The following is a 15,070-nucleotide window of genomic DNA, read 5'->3' on the forward strand; positions in this document are numbered from 1 at the left end:
GAGACGCGACCATGACGGCACGCGAACGGAAGACGTGCGCCCGTGAAACATTCGATCAGGCGGAAAGGCGCACGCGCATCAGGGAGCTTAACGACGGTCTGCGGCGCTTCGCGCGTTCCGGTGTCATCTGCCTCACAGCAGGCGTGCAGGCACTGGGCGAAAGCGGCGTCGCGGAAGCGCTCATCGCGACGAGAGACTTCGATGCATTCACGCCCGACAACGACCCGTATGATGAACATGACTTCGGGGCCTTCCGGGCTGCGGGCGAGCGCATATTTTGGAAGATCGATTACTACGACCGAAATCGACGCTATGGCTCACCTGACCCAGCGGATCCCCGCGTCACCATCCGGGTGCTCACGATCATGCTGGCATCGGAATACTGACGATGAAATACCCGCCAACCATCATGAGCGCTCGGATCGCGGCATCAGATTGGTCGTCGACATCCGCAGGCGTGCGTCGAAAGCCAAACCGAAAGTGGGCAAGGCAGTGGGCAAAACCCTCCCGTTTTCGATTTTTCCAAGCGAAAACAATGGATCTTGGCGGAGACGGAGGGATTCGAACCCTCGATACGGTTTCCCGTATGACGCTTTAGCAAAGCGTTGGTTTCAGCCACTCACCCACGTCTCCGGACCGGCGGCAGGAGTGGCGCTATAACGAGGGTGCGAGGGGGGATCAATGGCCCCGTTGCGCCCCGCTGCCCGCAAATCGCGGCGCATCGCGCGATCGTTCATTGCCGCGCAAGCGCAGGAGTGGTTAACCGGGCGCGTAAATGCGTTGCGAGGGGGTTGGGTTATGCGGGCGATCGGAATCATGGCGCTGGCGGCGGTGCTGACCACCGGGGCGAGCGCGCAGGTCGCGACGATCGATCCCAATCGGGCGATCGACGGCGATCTTGCCACCCCCGCGCCGCGTGCCACGGCCCAGCCGCGCACGGTGCAGCGGACGACGCCGGCGCCGAGTCCGGCCCAGCCCGCGCCGGGCTTCGACCAGGCGCAATCGACGCCGCCGCCCGCCTATGCCGGCGAATCGGCCAATGCGCAGCAACAAGCGCGCGCCGAGGCGGCGCAGCAGGCCGACACCACCTATGCGCGCGAGGACCTACTCGCCGCGGGCGAGGGGGTGTTCGGCAAGGGCGCCGCCGGCCTCGCCGGCATCCTGGAGCGGGTGCTCAAGGACCAGGGCCGCCCCAACGCCTATATCGCCGGGCGCGAGGCCGCGGGCGCGTTCGTCGTCGGCCTGCGCTACGGCTCCGGCATCATGACGCACAAGGTCGAGGGCCAGATGCCGGTCTATTGGACCGGCCCGTCGGTCGGCTTCGACGTCGGCGGCGACGCCAACAAGGTGTTCGTGCTGGTCTACAACCTCTACGACACCGAAGATCTGTTCAAGCGCTTCCCGGCGGCCGAGGGGCGGCTGTATCTGGTCGGCGGGTTCGCCGCGACCTATCTGCGCCGCGGCAACATCGTGCTGATCCCGATCCGGCTCGGCGTCGGCTACCGCGCCGGCGTCAACGTCGGCTATATGAAGATCACCCACAAGGCGAAGTGGCTGCCCTTCTGATCACGCCGCGGCGTCGGCGAGCCGCCAGGCGAGGGTCTTGCCGGCGAGGAACGGCACCACCGCGGTCTCGCCCGTGCCGGTCATCGCCGGCACTTCCACCGGTTCGCGCACGAGCGTGACCTGTCCGTCGTTGAGCGGCAGGCCATAGAATCGCGCGCCATGTTCGGCGGCGAAGCCCTCGAACCGATCGATCGCCCCTTCCTCGTCGAACACCTGCAGATAGGCCTCGAGCGCGAAGGGCGCGTTGAAGATGCCGGCGCAGCCGCAGCCCGATTCCTTGGCGCCGACGCCATGTGGCGCGCTGTCGGTGCCGAGGAAGAAGCGCGGGCTGCCCGACACCGCCGCCCGCCGCACCGCCAGCCGATGCGCCTCGCGCTTGGCGACCGGCAGGCAGTAGGCGTGCGGGCGCAGGCCGCCGTCGAAGATCGCGTTGCGGTTGATGATCAGATGCTGCGGCGTGATCGTCGCGGCGATCGGATGATCCGCCTCGGCGACGAAGGCCGCCGCCTCGGCGGTGGTGATATGCTCCAACACGATCTTCAACGCCGGATAGGCGCGGATCAGCGGCGTCAGCACGCGGTCGAGGAACACGGGCTCGCGGTCGAAGATGTCGATCGTCGGATCGGTCACCTCGCCATGGATGAGCAGCGGCATGCCGATTCGCTGCATCGTCTCGAGCACCGGGCCCAAAGCCAGGATGTCGGTGACGCCATGTGCGGAATTGGTCGTCGCATGCGCCGGATAGAGCTTGCACGCGGTGAACACGCCCGCGCCATGGCCGCGCGCGACCTCCGCCGGATCGCTGTGGTCGGTGAGATAGCAGGTCATCAGCGGCGTGAAGCCCGCCTCCCCGCCCACCGCCGCCAGGATCCGCGCACGATAGGCCTCTGCCATGGCGACGTCGGTCACCGGTGGGGTGAGGTTCGGCATGATGATCGCACGCGCGAACTGGCGCGCCGTCGCGCCCGCCACCGCCTGCAGCATCGCGCCGTCGCGCAGGTGGACGTGCCAGTCGTCGGGGCGGCGGATGGTCAGGCGATCGGTCATCGCCGTCCCTTTATCCGCCGCCGCCGCCGCCCGCCAGTCGCTCCGCCGCTTGGAAAGCCGTGGCGGCATCCTAATTGTCACGCATGGACGCCACGATGCTCGCCGACCGTTCCCTGCTGCGCCTGTCCGGGGAGGACGTGCGTGGCTTCCTGCAGGGACTGGTCACCTGCGACACCAGTCGGCTGGCCGAGGGCATGCCGGTGTGGGGCGGGCTACTGACTCCGCAAGGCAAGGCACTGTTTGACTTCATCCTGTGGGCGGATGGCGATGCGGTGCTGATCGACGGCGAGGCGGCGCAGCGCGACGCCCTCGCCCGGCGCCTGTCGCTCTACCGGTTGCGCCGGGCGATCACGATCGAGCCCGTCGACCTTGCCGTCCACTGGTCCCCCGATGGCGATAGCGGGTCGCCCGATCCCCGCCTCCCCGCGCTCGGCCGTCGCTGGCTCGGCACTCCCGCCGAACCGGCGACGGGCTGGCTCGATCATCGCCTCCGCCTCGGCGTCACCGAGGGCGTCGCGGAGCTGGGCAATGGCGAAACGCTCTGGCTCGAATGCAATGCGCGCGAGCTGAACGGCGTCAGTTTCTCCAAGGGCTGCTATATCGGTCAGGAGAATACTGCGCGGATGCACCACCGGAGCAAGGTCAATCGCCGCCTCGTCGTCGCGCCCTTGGCCGAGCCGGGCGATCGCACCCGCGCGACCTATCCGGAGCTCGGCCTGATGGTCGAGCACCGCCGCGTCGAATCCTTGGGCGCGGTTATCGTCCCGCCGTGGCTCGCCGCGGCGCTGGCCGAGGATCAGCGCCCGACCGCGGTATAGCTGAAGCCCAGCGTCTCGACCTCCTCGCGGCGGTAGATGTCGCGCATGTCGACGAGCATCGGCGCGGCCATCGCCTGCCGCCGCCTCATAGGCATAATCGAGATCGCCCGAACCGATTATCGCCAGACGCATGGCTCATCCGTCGCTGTCGCGGGCCGTGTGGGGCTGTGAGGACCGCGCCTCGCTCACGTCGCCCCCACGCAGGGGCAATGGCGGCGCATCCCTGCGACGGAACTGCACAGGCGCCCCGCCCTCCGCCCGGCGCCGGACAAGAAAAAGGGAGGCCGGCAAAGCCGACCTCCCCATTTTCCGATACCTTTGGCAGGTACGTGAGGCTTATTGCCCCGCGCCCGGACCGTAGGTGATCTCGACGCGACGGTTCTGGACCTCGCGGACGCCGTCCGCGGTCTGAACGCGCAGGCGGGTTTCGCCGAACGCCTGGGTCGAGACGACGCCATCGGGGATGGCGTGCGAGGTGAGGTACGCCTTGACCGCGTCCGCACGGCGCTGCGACAGGCCGACGTTGTACTGGGCCGAGCCCGAGGTGTCGGTGAAGCCCGCAACCATGACCTGCGCATTGCCGCAGCTCTGGTACTGCGTCACGGCGTTGTCGAGGATCGAACCGGCTTCCGGCGTGATGTCCGACTTGTCCCATTCGAAGAACACGATGAACGGACCAGGCGAGCAGACGACCGGCTCCGGCTGCGGCGGCGGTGCGGTCACCGGCGGCGGCGGCGGAGCGACCGGCTCGGGCGGCGGCGGCGGCGGGGTCGGCGAACCGAAGTTATAGGTCACGCCGCCCAGGATGCTGTGAGAACGATAGCGACCGTCGAACGTGCGGTTGGTGACGTCGACCAGCTTGACGTTGTCGGCGTTGAAGAAGCGATACTTCAGCGTCGCGTCGATATGGTCGGTCAGCGGAGCGCGCACGCCGGCGAGGCCCTGCCACGCGAACACGGTGTCCGAGTCGTCGAGGAAGTTGCCGCGGGTGTTCAGGCCATACTTCGCCTTGACGCGCGCAACACCGACACCGCCGCCGATAAAGCCCTGGATGCCGTCGTCTTCACCGAAGTCGAGCAGGCCGTTCAGCATGAAGCTGAGCGCCGAGCTGGAGCCGCCGGCATAGTCGTAGGTGCCAGCAGCCGCCGAACCCAGGCCAGTCGGGCCATAAGCCGGGGTGGTGGTGATCGAACGATAGCTGTCGACCGTCGCGCGACGATAGCCGACCTCGGTCTCGACCCGGAACCCACCGAAGTCGTAGCCGACGACGCCATCGACGTCATAACCGTAGTCGTGATTGACGGTACCGGCCTTCGCCGTCGCGCCGATGTCATAGTCGATGTCTTCAACGATCATCGCACCGCCTTCGATGCCGACGTACCACGACTTGTCGCGGGCGAGGGCAGGAGTGGCCAGTGCGGTCGACGCCAATGCCAGAACGGCAGCAAGCTTCCGCATAGAAATCCCCTTTCTTGAGTGTCACTACGGACAGCGCAAACTCACTATCGGCAGCTTGGTTTCCACGCAAGCGCACAAAAGAACGGGGGTGTTGCGCGATTGCCACATGTTAGCCGGCGATCAATCCGTGCCGGCGCAACGCGGCCAATATGTCGCCGATCGCCCGCCGCGCCTCGGGGTCGACGCCGGTGCCGCCGGCCGGTTCGGCGATCGCCGCGCCCCGCGCCTGCACCACGGGCAGCCCATCGACGACCAGCCGACTGGCCGCAACGTCACCTTCCAGCCACAGTCCCTCACGGTAAACCGCTGTTCTTTTTGAAGAAAGGCACCAAACCGCGAAACCGTCCCCCGGCGTCACGAAGCGCCAGCCGGATGCCGTCCAGCCAGCCAGCGCCGCCGCACGCCCCTGCCAATCGCCGCTCGGCGCGGGACCGACGATCCAGCTCTGGCCTGGCGCCGGTGCCGCCGGCGGTGCGTTCAGACCGATCGCCTGCACCGCCGGCTGCAGCGCCAGATCGACCAGCGCCAGCGCTTCGTTATGCGTCCATTCTTTTCCTGCCTGCCCCGTCGCGAGCAGCGGCAACGCGAGTCGCGCGGTTACCGGATCGGCCATTGCACCCTCCCCTCATCGAATCACCATCACCGCCGCCGGTGACAGCGCGAGCGTTCCGCGTTGCGCCACCGCGACCTGCGTTCCCGGCGGCGGTGGCGCCGCAAGCGCAAGCCACGGCCCGTCGGTGTCCGCGATCCGCTGGCTGCCGTCGGGCGAGGTCAGCGTCACGCGATACGCCTCCGCCTCCTCGACGAGCGGCGCGTCGAGACCGTCGCTCCAGCTCCAGCCGGCGCGGCTGCGCCGGGTCCAGCTCAGCCGCCACGTCCCGTCGCCCAGCGGTGCCACGGCAAGGTGCACGGGCGACGGCGGCGCCACCGACTGGCCGGATAGCGTCAGTCGCACCTCCGCCGGCGTGTCGCCATCGCCAGCCCGCTCGCCAGCACGCGCAGGGTCGTGCCGATCGCCTCGCGCGGCAGGGTGATGGTGCGTGTCGTCGCCGCCTCGATCAGGACGAAGCGGTCGCCCGCCTGCTGTGTCCCGATCGCCGTCTCGCTGCCGCGCAGCCCGCGCCACAGGTCGCGCAACCGCCAGCGACCTTGGCCGAGCGGCTCGGCCCGACCGAATTGGATCAGCTCGTCCCCGACCAGCGCCAGATTGACGCCACGTGCTCGCGCCGCACCGTCGGCATCGCCCAGCGTCATGGCCGGATGGGCCAGCGTTACCTCCAATGTGCTGGCATGGTCGACCAGCGTGGCCTGCGCCGCGTCCGGCGGCCGGCTGACCCTGCCCAAGATCGCCGGGGCCGCGGTTGCCGCCGCGTCCATCCAACTGGCGCCGTCGTCCAGGCTGTAGAGCAAGGCCGCCGTCCGCCAGCCCTCGCCCTCGCCGGCCGCGAACACGGTGACGCGCGGTGCCGCGGCCGGGACGTCGTCCAGGCCGGGCAGCTCGACCGCATGCATCACCGTCCGCCCGATCGTCAGGTCTGCCGCCGCCGATACGCGCCCACTGCTCGCCGCGACCACCGCCGGCGGCGGTGCCAGCGGCACCAGCGTCAGTACGGGTGCCATCGCCTCGACCTGCACCTGGCTGACTCGCCAGGTCGCGCCGTCCAGTCGCACCTGCATGCCCGGCGCGATTGCGAGGGCGGTCAGCCCCGGCGCGATCATGCGCTGCGTCCGTTCCACCTCGCCCCGCGCCAGGATCGCCGCGGCGACGCCCTTCGCCACATCGGCGCCGAGCACCGCGGGCAGGTCAATCCGGTCCTCGCGCAGGCCCGCACCCGGCCGCCGCACCCGCTGCACGCCGGCCTGATAATCGCGGGCGGGATCGTGATAGGCGACGCTGACCGCGCGCGGCACGCGCTCGACCGGCGCGACGGTGCGCCGCTCGCCGCGCCGCCCCGCCCCCGCTCCCGCCGAAAAGCCGTCGTCGTCGAACGCCGTCGCCGCGTCGCCCGCCGCGCCGCGCACGATCCGCGCCCCCTCGGGCCGCCACCAGCCGCCGTCGATCGTCGCCAGCGTCTCCAGCACGCCGCGCGCGCTGCCGGTCGCGGCGAAGCCCGCCAGCGGCAACCCCCCAGCCGCCGTCACCTCCTCGCACAGCGATGCCGCCACCGTCCCGGTCGGAACCGGTGCGTCGTCCGCCACCACCTCGAAGGTCAGCGACGGGATGCGGTTGCCGAACGTCTCCAGCTGCAATCCCTCGAACACGGCATAGGCCAGGCCGCGATAGGCCGGCGTCGCCCCTTCCGCGGAGGCGATCAGCGGATCGACCGGCTGGTCTTCGCCACCATGGTGCAGGCGAAAACCGGTGCGCACCTTCCAGTCGCCCGCCGCACCGCGGATCAGCACGCCTTCCGCCCAGATCCGCCCGACCGAGCGCACCGGCCGCGCCGACAGCGCCACGGCGAAGGACGCGCTGTAGCTGTAGCGATTGGTGCCCGCCGATCCCTTGCCGCCGCCGACGCGCTCGCGATGTTCGATCAGGTCGGTCGCCCAGATCACCGTGCCGCTGACCCGCATCCGGCCGAACAGCCGTGGAATGGCGGTGCCGTAGCTCGACGTCTGCACCGCCAGCTCGGTCAGCCGCGGCCCGTCCTTGGCCGCGGCGCGGAACACGCGCTGGTCGATCCCCTGGCCGATCAGCGCGCCGACCGCGCCGCCGATCGGCCCGCCGATCGCCGTGCCGATCGCGGTCAGCATCAGTGTCGCCATCTCACCCCTCCCCGCTCCAGCGCCAGGCGCCGACCAGTCGCCAGCCGTCCGCCCCGGGCCGCTCGACCACCCGGCGCAGCGCGGCATCGGCGTGGACGATCCCCGCCGCCATCCGCACCGCAAAGTGCAGCTGCCCCGCGCCGAGGTCGAACAGCAGCACGTCGCCCGGCGCCGCGCCGTCGCAGCGGGTCAGCGCCGCATCGAGTTGCGCGCCGATCGCCGCCGCCGCCCCGCCGCGCAGCGCATAGCCGCTCGGCACATCGCCCCGCCAACCGCCCGCCCGCAGCGCCGCCACCGCGACGCCGACACAGTCGACGCCATGCGACGGGTCGCGGCCGTGCAGCCGAAAGGGCGCGCCAACCAGGGCCAGCGCCGCCGCCGCGCCCCGCCGCCCCGACACCGCTCAGCTTCCCGGATAGCGGGTCAGCAGGTCGACGCCCGGCAGATGCGGCTCGCCGCGGAAGTTCGCGGCATTGCCGAACCGCTGCGCGCAGGTCGCGAAACTCTTGTCGCAGCCCTCGATCAGCTCGACCAGCGTGCCGGCCGCCACCGCCACCGCCGGCGGCGTCCGCAACGTCACCGTCGCGCCGTCGGAGCGGGCGATCGCCGCCTCCAGCCCGCCCAGGCTCCCGCCGAACCAGCGCAGCAGCCCGTCACCATAGGCGTTGCCGGCCGGCTCCGCCCGGTCGAGCGTCAGCGTCGCGCCCTCCGCCGCGACGACCCGCGCGAACCGCCGCCGCGCCGCCAGCATCACCCGGCAACGCTGGTCGCCCAGCTCGGCGCGGCATTCCGGCGTCGTCGTCTCCGCCACCGGCCGCTCCAGCGCCGCGGTCGCGCCGGCCAGTTCCGCCGTGAAGCCGCCCTCGGCGAGCTCGACCGCGCCGATCCGCCCCTCGCCGAGCTCCGCCACCGTCGTGCCGTCGCTCCAGTCGACCGCGAAGACGCGCACCCGCGCCCCGTCCCAGCGCCCCGCGAGCAGATCGGCCGCACCGATCGCGGCGCTGGTCAGCGGCCCGCTGACATCCATCGTGTCCGCCTCCAGCCCCGCCGCGCGCACCACCGCCGACGGCGTCATCCCCGGTGCGGCGCGATGCGTCAGCCCGTCGATGGTCAGGTCGCGGTCGTGCGCGGTCAGCCCGATCGCGACGCCGTCGCGCCGCTCGACCCGCCAGCACAGCGCGATCGTCGCCAGCCGGTCGGCGCCGCTCACGACCGCACCTCGATCAGCGGCACCGACGGCGCCTCGCCGGCCAGGAAGGTGGCGCGATGCACGGTCAGGTGATCCTCGGCGAAGCGCACGACCACGTCGAACACGAAACTGGCGGTCACCGCGGCCAGCGCCGGTGCCGCCGCGTCCAGCGTCACCACGCCGTCGCTGTCGACCCCGAACGCCTGGGTGGCGACGCCGTCGACCGCGACGCGCATGCTGCCCGGCACCGGCCGCACGATCCGCCGCACGCGATCGCCGTAATGCCGCACCAGCGGAAAATGCCGGCTGGTGCCGTCGCCATAGCCGAGCAGCTCGTCGGTCCCGATACTGTCGAACGGATCGCGCAGGCGGAAGGCGCGCGCCGGCCCCATGCGCGCGCGGAAGAAGGCGAGCAGGGTCGCGACATCCGCCTCGGAGCGCAGCCCCGGCCCGACGTCGTAGCGCGTCCGCGGTTCCGCCCAGGCGGCGTTGCGCTGTTCGGCGCCGCTCGCCGCGGTCAGGATCGCGGTCGAAAAGACCGGCTCGACCTGCGCCTCCCGCCCCAAAGCGATCGGAAAGGCGACATCGTCATAGGCCTGCATCCCATCCTCCTCCGTCTCGAAATGTACGAAGCCGTCGCGCATCACCTGCGGCAGCGCCCACAGCACCACCGCCGCGACGCCGCGGGCGCGTGCCGCCTCCGCCGCCGCGGCGATCAGCGACCATTGCCCCGCCCGATCGGCGGCCGGCACGAAGCCCGCCAGATAATGCTGATGCGCGCGCGGATAGCGCAGCCGCGCCTCGATCGCGGCGATGCCGCGCCGGCTCGCCGCGCTGTCGCCCGCCGTGACCCAGTCGTAATCCTCGACCTGCAGCACGTCGAAGGCGGGATAGGCCCAGCCGGGCGGCAGGTTCGCCCGCTGCAGCGCCGGCGCCGCCGGATCGAGCACCGTCGGCAGAAAGGTGAGCAGATGCGTCACGCATCCCGGCGCCGCCGCCCGCGCCGCCTCGCACAGCGCCGCGGTCGATGCCGCCAGACAGGCCCCGGCGCGGTCCAGCGTCGCCAGCTGCGCCTCGCTCAGCGGACCGCGCACGCTGGCGATCGCGACCGGCGCGAAGGCCGCCACCGCCGCTGCATCGTAGAGGCACGGCCGCCCGTCGGGCATCGTCCACCACCACGGCTCGCCGACCTGGATGCGCGGCGCCAGCCCCGCCGCCACCGCGATGTGCAGAAACGCCGTCGCGACCTGGCGCAGATAGGCCATCGCCCCGTCATGCGCGGGGCTGAGCAGCGTCGACGGCGGTGTCCAGCCGGTCTGCGCCGCCTGTCCGTCCGCCGCCCGCTGCTTCCAGTCGTTCCAGCAATGCGCGTCGAACAGCTCGTAGCTGAGCGACCAGATCACCGCATAGCCCAGCGCCTGCGCCCGGCCGGCGAAATCGCGATGCCAGGCGGCGCAGGCGGCATCGAGCACCCCGCCCGCCAGGCTGACGTAGAAGCCGCCGCCCAGCGGCTCGAGCCGGAAATAGTGGCTCATCCCGACATAATGGGTGATCGCGCCGCGATAGCCGAGGTGCAGCGCGTTGCGCAGCAGCCGCGCCGGGGTCAGGTGATAGCTGTCATCATAGCCGCTCGCGATTTGCAACCCGTGCTCGGGCAGCACCGCATCGCCGATCGCCAGCACCGATCCCGGGCCGTCACAGGCCATCTCGGTCAACTCGACCCAGGCCTCCTGCGGCCGGGCGAGCGGCTCGTCGCTGCCGTCATAGTCCGCCGCGACCAGCGAGACGAACATCCGGTCGACGTCCCCCGCCCAGACCGGGTCCGCCTCCGCGGGCAGCAGAAACCCGCCCGCCAGATCGGCGAAGTCGAGCGCGATCACGGCATCGTCCGCCGACCCGCGCGCGTAGTTCCACAGCCGCACGTACCAGGCCCGCGGCCGGCCGGCGGCGTCGCGCCCCTCGATCGTCAGCACCGGTCCGTTGACCGCGTCGAGCGGCCGCACGCCCTGCGACCGCCAGCGGAACCGCAGCCGGCAGTCGCGGAAATCCCGCGCCGTCGCATAGCGCAGCAGCGGATGGTCCCAGCGATCCTCCGCTTCCCAGATCAGCCCGGCCAGATCCTTGCGGGTACGGAAGGTCGCATCGACGCGCAGCCCGTCGGCGGCCAGCGTCGTCACCGCCGCCATCATCGGCCGCGGAAAGTCGACCGTCCAGAAGCGCGGGTCGAAGCGGGTGACCACCCCCTCCACCTGGCCGTTCCGCGCCCGGCACAACCAATGCGCCATGCCGCATCTCCCCTGAAAAATTGGCTCGTTCGATGAAGACAGCGGGCCGATCATGCCCGGCATGATTTCTGCGACAGCGCACGGCGCCGACCCAGACTGTTCAAGAACAGACGCTCGTTGAGCTATCTGAGCGGCAAGGGGTGATACCCCGCGCGATGCAATCAGGCCGGCCTCAGTCGTTCGCTCAATCCGCGACGCCATCAGGCATATCGCCACCCAGACTGACTGAGGCACCGGGAACTGCAAAAAGAAGCCGATGTTCAACACGCATGGAAAACATGCTGGTACGCCTCTTGCCGCGACGAAGGTATGGTGTTGCGCTTCGGTACGCCGCGACTTGCCTGATCATCGCGATCACCGCCCTACTTCGATATTCGCTTGACGGTCCTCTCCAACATTTTCCACTGCTGCTCTTTGTACCAGCCGTGTTTCTTTGCGCCTTGCTTTTCGATCGCGGCTCGGGCTTCTTCGCAACGTTACTTAGTGCGGCGATGTCCGCCTATTTTTTCATCGAGCCATATTTCAGCTTCGCGATTGGCCTTCAGAATTTCTTTGCCTTATTCCTGTTCATCGTCATCGGCTTCACGATGTCATTGGTGACTGAGGCTTTACGCGAGACTATCCGCCGCCTTGACGAGAGTGAGAGAGCCAAAGCCTTGCTCCTCGAGGAGCTGGCTCACCGCACCAAGAATGATCTCGCCATCATCAGTTCCGCAATAACGTTGCAAAGCAGCGCCAGCCGGGACCCAGCAGTACGCGAGGCTCTTAGCGCCGCGAATGCTCGTGTGCTTGTCGTGGCGCAAGCTCAGGAACGGTTGAGAGGCGACGTCAGTGGAGGTCTGGTCGGCCTGTCAGCATACGTGGGAGCGCTTTGTCACGGGCTTGGCGACCTTCTGAGGGACGTCCGGCCGATCGCTGTACGGGTGAATTGCGTCCCGATCTCCGTTCCCAGTTCGGTCGCGGTCCATGTCGGTCTTATCGTCAATGAGCTGGTCACTAACAGCCTTAAGTATGCCTATCCCACTGAACGAGGCGGCGTGATCAGCGTCGATATTGCGTCGGAAGGCGCCAACCTGGTGGTGACTGTCGCCGACGACGGCGTTGGCTGCCCGGCCGAATTTGACCCTGGATTAGGTTCCAAGCTGGTGCGCCTGCTGGCGAAGCAACTCGGCGGAAGGGTCGAGCGGGAAAATGCAGATCCCGGATGTCGTGTTCGCGTGACGCTCGACGAGCGCCACCTGCTCTCAACTTGAGGCGGCAATCTTTCCCGCAGCTAGATCAATGTTAGAGGTGGATGCAGGTCCATGTCCGCTTCCCCTACATGCGGACGCGCCGCCTTTGCCGAAAATCCCCTCCCCTTCAGGGGAGGGATTGGGGTGGGGCCTTCCCGCAAGCACATCGCGCGAGGTCCGCGCCACCCGCCCTCACGGTAACAGCCCCCCTAGTCCGCCAGCGCGGCGCGCACCGCCTGTGCGACCTGCCGCGCCGATCGCTGCATCGCCGCCGGCGCCTCGCCCGCGCCGGCGTTGATGGTGATCGCCACCCGCACGTCGCGCGCGCCGGACGCCGCCGGCACCTCGACCCGTCCGGCCGCGGTCGGCACGAACAGCTCCGGCCCGCGCTCGCCGACGACATAGGCCTGACCTGGCGCCACCGGCCCGCCCGTCGCCCGACCGGCGAGGCCAATCAGCGCCGTCAATGCGCCGCCCAGGGTCAGCCCGCCGCCGCCGTTCGCACCGCCATCGCCGCCACGCCCCCCGCCAATGCCGCCGGTCAGCGCGTGCAGCCCGTTCGCCAGCGCCGCCTTGGCGATCTCGCCCAGCGCTTTCAGCGCCACCGCCTTCAGATCCTCGAAGCCCAGCTTGCCGTGCTGTGCCGCGCGCAGCAGCGCCATTTCGATCGATCGGCCGGCGCGCTCCGCGCCTTGGCCCAGCGCCCCTTCCAGCGTGCCGCGCATCGCCGCGACATCGCGCTTGAAGGCGTCGGTGTCGATCGGCACCTGGATACACCGCCAGTCGTCATCCATCGGGATGCTCCTTCCGCAACCGCGCGATCAGCGCCGCGTCGGGCGGTTCGCCGCCGCATTCCGCCCCCGCCGCCGCGCGCACCACCGCCGCCAGTTCCGCCGGCGTCGCCTGCCAGAAGACGTCGGGCGGCCAGCCGAGGGTCACGCCCGCCATCCCCGCCAGCCGCGTCGCCGCGACTGCGAAGCGGCTCACCGCCCCGCCACGATCTGGCGCAGCAGCACCGCCAGCACTGGCGCCAGCCGCGACAGGCCCAGCGCCGCCAGCGCCTCGCCCAGCGCCTCGCGCGTCACCGTCTCCGGCACCTCGCGCAGGCAATGCCAGAACAGCGTCGCCGTCTCGTGCAGCGTCAGCCGGCCCGACGCCGCCCGCTCGACCAGTTCGAACAGCGGCCCCAATTCGCCCTCCGCCGCGACCAGCGCCTGGAAGCTCGGCCGCAGCACCAGCTCGGTGCCGTTGACGCGCAGCGCCGCCTCGCCGCGTTCCGGATTTGCGGCGCCACCGCCGCGGGCAGGATTTGCGGCTGCGCCGCCGCCGGCGGGATCGACCGGCGCGCTCATGCCGCCACCACCGGCCCGGCACTCTCCAGGCTCAAGGTATAGGTGCGTTCCCCATTGAAATCGCCGGCATAGTCCAGCCGCGTCACCAGGAAGCGGCCGGTCATGCTGTCGCCGCCCTCGAAGCTCAGCCGATAATCGTCGACCGTGCCGGCCAGCGCATTGGCCTTGATCCGCCCCTCCGCCGCCGATCCGGTGAAGACACCCGCGCCCGACACGCTGACGCTGCGCACTCCGGCGCCCGACAGCAATTGCCGCCAGCCGCCCGAATCCTTGGTGGTCACCACCACCGGCTCGCCGTTGATGCTCAATTGCGTCGTGCGCAGCCCCGCCACCGTCGCGAAGGCGGGATTGGCCCCGCCGTCGCCGACCTTGAGCAGGAAGGCGCTGCCCCGTTCCACCGTCATCGTCCGTCTCCCTCATGATCCGCGCGGTATAGCCGCACCGCGAACTCCACCGATCCCGTCCAGCGCAGCCCGCGCCCCGCCGCGATCCGGCTGCGCACCAGCCGCAGCGTCGCCAGCCGCCAGCCATCGCCCAGCGCATCGGGCATCGCCGCCACCGCCGCCTCGACGTCGGCGAGCAGCGCCCGCAGCCGGTCGGGCCGCTCGCCCTCGTCCTCGCCGGCGATCAGGATGGTGCCGCTCCGCCCGGTGATGCCGGCGGCATCCGCCGCCTCCAGCACCGGCTCGGCGATCACCGCATAGGGCAGCGCCGCGCGCGCCGGCGGCGCGTCGAACACGCGCACGCCGGCCAGCCGCCGCACCAGCGCCTCGCGCAGGGCGGTGCCTGCGCCCGTCGCCGCGCCGCTCACAGCCGCAACTGTCGGTACGGCCGCCACAGCGCCGCCACCGCCGCCGGCGGCATGGCGTCACCCTCGCGATGCTCGAACAGATGCGTGGCGAGCAGCACCACGCCCTGCGCCACCGGCGGCGGCACCGTCTCCCAACCGCCCGCGCCGGCGGTATAGGCGACGCGCACCCGCCCCGCCGCGCCGGGGGCGATCACCCGCACCCAGCCGACGCCGTCGCCATCGATATCGATCGCATAGGCCTCGGCGGCGAGCGCGAAGGCCGCCCCCTCCGCCGGCAGCCCGGTCACCGTCTCGATCGCCGCGACCGGCGCGAACGGCAGCCGTTGCCAGCCGCTGCCCGCGCCGATCGTCGCCGTCCGCCCGCGCCGAATCCATGCCGCGCCGCAGAACGCCTCCGCGATCGCCAGCGCGGTTGCGGCGCAGCCGGTCAGCACCGCATCCGGCTCGACGCGCAGATACTGCCCCACCGCCGCCGCCGCGCCCGCGACCGCGTCGGCGGGCATCGCCTCGCTGTCCATCGCCCCCTCCCCCATTGCCAGGGGGCGG

The 15,070-nt window shown here is 70.6% G+C and carries 18 protein-coding genes and 1 tRNA gene; 4 read left to right on the forward strand and 15 right to left on the reverse strand.

The window, feature by feature from the left end:
• The first annotated feature begins 11 nt into the window (after positions 1–11).
• Positions 12–386, forward strand: a complete 375-nt coding sequence (locus ACU5AX_RS15235; RefSeq protein WP_446691665.1) for a DUF3768 domain-containing protein — start codon at positions 12–14, stop codon at positions 384–386.
• Between the two features lie 157 nt (positions 387–543).
• On the opposite strand, the gene ACU5AX_RS15240 is transcribed toward ACU5AX_RS15235, so the two are convergent.
• Positions 544–633, reverse strand: a tRNA-Ser gene (locus tag ACU5AX_RS15240).
• A 165-nt stretch (positions 634–798) separates the two neighbouring features.
• On the opposite strand from ACU5AX_RS15240, the gene ACU5AX_RS15245 reads away from it, so the two are divergent.
• Positions 799–1,566, forward strand: a complete 768-nt coding sequence (locus ACU5AX_RS15245) for a DUF1134 domain-containing protein (protein WP_446691666.1) — start codon at positions 799–801, stop codon at positions 1,564–1,566.
• On the opposite strand, the gene pyrC is transcribed toward ACU5AX_RS15245, so the two are convergent.
• Positions 1,567–2,613 carry a dihydroorotase gene (pyrC, locus tag ACU5AX_RS15250; protein ID WP_446691667.1) on the reverse strand — a complete coding sequence of 349 codons (1,047 nt, stop codon included), beginning with the start codon at positions 2,611–2,613 and terminating at the stop codon, positions 1,567–1,569.
• An 83-nt stretch (positions 2,614–2,696) separates the two neighbouring features.
• On the opposite strand from pyrC, the gene ygfZ reads away from it, so the two are divergent.
• Complete coding sequence (ygfZ, locus tag ACU5AX_RS15255) at positions 2,697–3,431, forward strand: CAF17-like 4Fe-4S cluster assembly/insertion protein YgfZ (protein ID WP_446691668.1); 735 nt, start codon at positions 2,697–2,699, stop codon at positions 3,429–3,431.
• 336 nt (positions 3,432–3,767) lie between these two features.
• On the opposite strand, the gene ACU5AX_RS15260 is transcribed toward ygfZ, so the two are convergent.
• The 7 genes from ACU5AX_RS15260 to ACU5AX_RS15290 form a co-directional block, all read right to left on the reverse strand.
• Entirely contained in the window at positions 3,768–4,889 is a 1,122-nt protein-coding gene (locus tag ACU5AX_RS15260; protein WP_446691669.1) for an OmpA family protein, read from the reverse strand.
• Between the two features lie 109 nt (positions 4,890–4,998).
• Positions 4,999–5,502 carry a DUF2793 domain-containing protein gene (locus ACU5AX_RS15265; protein ID WP_446691670.1) on the reverse strand — a complete coding sequence of 168 codons (504 nt, stop codon included), beginning with the start codon at positions 5,500–5,502 and terminating at the stop codon, positions 4,999–5,001.
• Positions 5,503–5,514: 12 nt separating this feature from the next.
• Positions 5,515–5,844, reverse strand: a complete 330-nt coding sequence (locus ACU5AX_RS15270) for a hypothetical protein (protein WP_446691671.1) — start codon at positions 5,842–5,844, stop codon at positions 5,515–5,517.
• Positions 5,835–7,655 carry a phage tail protein gene (locus ACU5AX_RS15275; RefSeq protein ID WP_446691672.1) on the reverse strand — a complete coding sequence of 607 codons (1,821 nt, stop codon included), beginning with the start codon at positions 7,653–7,655 and terminating at the stop codon, positions 5,835–5,837. The genes ACU5AX_RS15270 and ACU5AX_RS15275 overlap by 10 nt, the downstream gene beginning before the upstream one ends.
• 1 nt (position 7,656) lies before the next feature.
• A complete protein-coding gene (locus ACU5AX_RS15280) occupies positions 7,657–8,055 on the reverse strand; it encodes a peptidoglycan endopeptidase (protein ID WP_446691673.1) in 399 nt (132 codons plus the stop codon).
• Positions 8,056–8,058: 3 nt separating this feature from the next.
• Entirely contained in the window at positions 8,059–8,865 is an 807-nt protein-coding gene (locus ACU5AX_RS15285) for a phage/gene transfer agent baseplate hub protein (protein WP_446691674.1), read from the reverse strand.
• A complete protein-coding gene (locus ACU5AX_RS15290) occupies positions 8,862–11,129 on the reverse strand; it encodes a DUF2460 domain-containing protein (RefSeq protein ID WP_446691675.1) in 2,268 nt (755 codons plus the stop codon). The genes ACU5AX_RS15285 and ACU5AX_RS15290 overlap by 4 nt, the downstream gene beginning before the upstream one ends.
• A 269-nt stretch (positions 11,130–11,398) precedes the next feature.
• Here ACU5AX_RS15290 and ACU5AX_RS15295 point away from each other — a divergent pair, with 269 nt between their 5' ends.
• A complete protein-coding gene (locus tag ACU5AX_RS15295; RefSeq protein WP_446691676.1) occupies positions 11,399–12,382 on the forward strand; it encodes a sensor histidine kinase in 984 nt (327 codons plus the stop codon).
• A 188-nt stretch (positions 12,383–12,570) separates the two neighbouring features.
• On the opposite strand, the gene ACU5AX_RS15300 is transcribed toward ACU5AX_RS15295, so the two are convergent.
• The 6 genes from ACU5AX_RS15300 to ACU5AX_RS15325 are packed head-to-tail and all read right to left on the reverse strand — an operon-like array spanning position 12,571 to position 15,042.
• Positions 12,571–13,155, reverse strand: a complete 585-nt coding sequence (locus tag ACU5AX_RS15300) for a tail tape measure protein (protein ID WP_446691677.1) — start codon at positions 13,153–13,155, stop codon at positions 12,571–12,573.
• Positions 13,148–13,348 carry a phage tail assembly chaperone gene (locus ACU5AX_RS15305; protein WP_446691678.1) on the reverse strand — a complete coding sequence of 67 codons (201 nt, stop codon included), beginning with the start codon at positions 13,346–13,348 and terminating at the stop codon, positions 13,148–13,150. The genes ACU5AX_RS15300 and ACU5AX_RS15305 overlap by 8 nt, the downstream gene beginning before the upstream one ends.
• Positions 13,345–13,713: a gene transfer agent family protein gene (locus ACU5AX_RS15310; RefSeq protein WP_446691679.1), complete on the reverse strand. Its 369-nt coding sequence runs from the start codon at positions 13,711–13,713 to the stop codon at positions 13,345–13,347. The genes ACU5AX_RS15305 and ACU5AX_RS15310 overlap by 4 nt, the downstream gene beginning before the upstream one ends.
• Entirely contained in the window at positions 13,710–14,117 is a 408-nt protein-coding gene (locus ACU5AX_RS15315; RefSeq protein WP_446691680.1) for a phage major tail protein, TP901-1 family, read from the reverse strand. The genes ACU5AX_RS15310 and ACU5AX_RS15315 overlap by 4 nt, the downstream gene beginning before the upstream one ends.
• Complete coding sequence (gene gp17, locus ACU5AX_RS15320) at positions 14,114–14,524, reverse strand: tail completion protein gp17 (RefSeq protein ID WP_446691681.1); 411 nt, start codon at positions 14,522–14,524, stop codon at positions 14,114–14,116. Before gp17 ends, ACU5AX_RS15315 begins: the two co-directional genes overlap by 4 nt.
• Complete coding sequence (locus ACU5AX_RS15325) at positions 14,521–15,042, reverse strand: head-tail connector protein (RefSeq protein ID WP_446691682.1); 522 nt, start codon at positions 15,040–15,042, stop codon at positions 14,521–14,523. Before ACU5AX_RS15325 ends, gp17 begins: the two co-directional genes overlap by 4 nt.
• Positions 15,043–15,070: the final 28 nt, after the last annotated feature.

This window comes from Sphingomonas benefaciens, assembly GCF_052907485.1.

Coding starts and splice junctions, on each gene's coding strand:
- ACU5AX_RS15235 (WP_446691665.1), top strand. CDS start 12: ATGACGGCACGCGAACGGAAGACGTGCGCCCGTGAAACATTCGATCAG.
- ACU5AX_RS15245 (WP_446691666.1), top strand. CDS start 799: ATGCGGGCGATCGGAATCATGGCGCTGGCGGCGGTGCTGACCACCGGG.
- pyrC (WP_446691667.1), bottom strand. CDS start 2,613: ATGACCGATCGCCTGACCATCCGCCGCCCCGACGACTGGCACGTCCAC.
- ygfZ (WP_446691668.1), top strand. CDS start 2,697: ATGGACGCCACGATGCTCGCCGACCGTTCCCTGCTGCGCCTGTCCGGG.
- ACU5AX_RS15260 (WP_446691669.1), bottom strand. CDS start 4,889: ATGCGGAAGCTTGCTGCCGTTCTGGCATTGGCGTCGACCGCACTGGCC.
- ACU5AX_RS15265 (WP_446691670.1), bottom strand. CDS start 5,502: ATGGCCGATCCGGTAACCGCGCGACTCGCGTTGCCGCTGCTCGCGACG.
- ACU5AX_RS15275 (WP_446691672.1), bottom strand. CDS start 7,655: ATGGCGACACTGATGCTGACCGCGATCGGCACGGCGATCGGCGGGCCG.
- ACU5AX_RS15290 (WP_446691675.1), bottom strand. CDS start 11,129: ATGGCGCATTGGTTGTGCCGGGCGCGGAACGGCCAGGTGGAGGGGGTG.
- ACU5AX_RS15295 (WP_446691676.1), top strand. CDS start 11,399: ATGGAAAACATGCTGGTACGCCTCTTGCCGCGACGAAGGTATGGTGTT.
- ACU5AX_RS15300 (WP_446691677.1), bottom strand. CDS start 13,155: ATGGATGACGACTGGCGGTGTATCCAGGTGCCGATCGACACCGACGCC.
- ACU5AX_RS15310 (WP_446691679.1), bottom strand. CDS start 13,713: ATGAGCGCGCCGGTCGATCCCGCCGGCGGCGGCGCAGCCGCAAATCCT.
- ACU5AX_RS15315 (WP_446691680.1), bottom strand. CDS start 14,117: ATGACGGTGGAACGGGGCAGCGCCTTCCTGCTCAAGGTCGGCGACGGC.
- ACU5AX_RS15325 (WP_446691682.1), bottom strand. CDS start 15,042: ATGGACAGCGAGGCGATGCCCGCCGACGCGGTCGCGGGCGCGGCGGCG.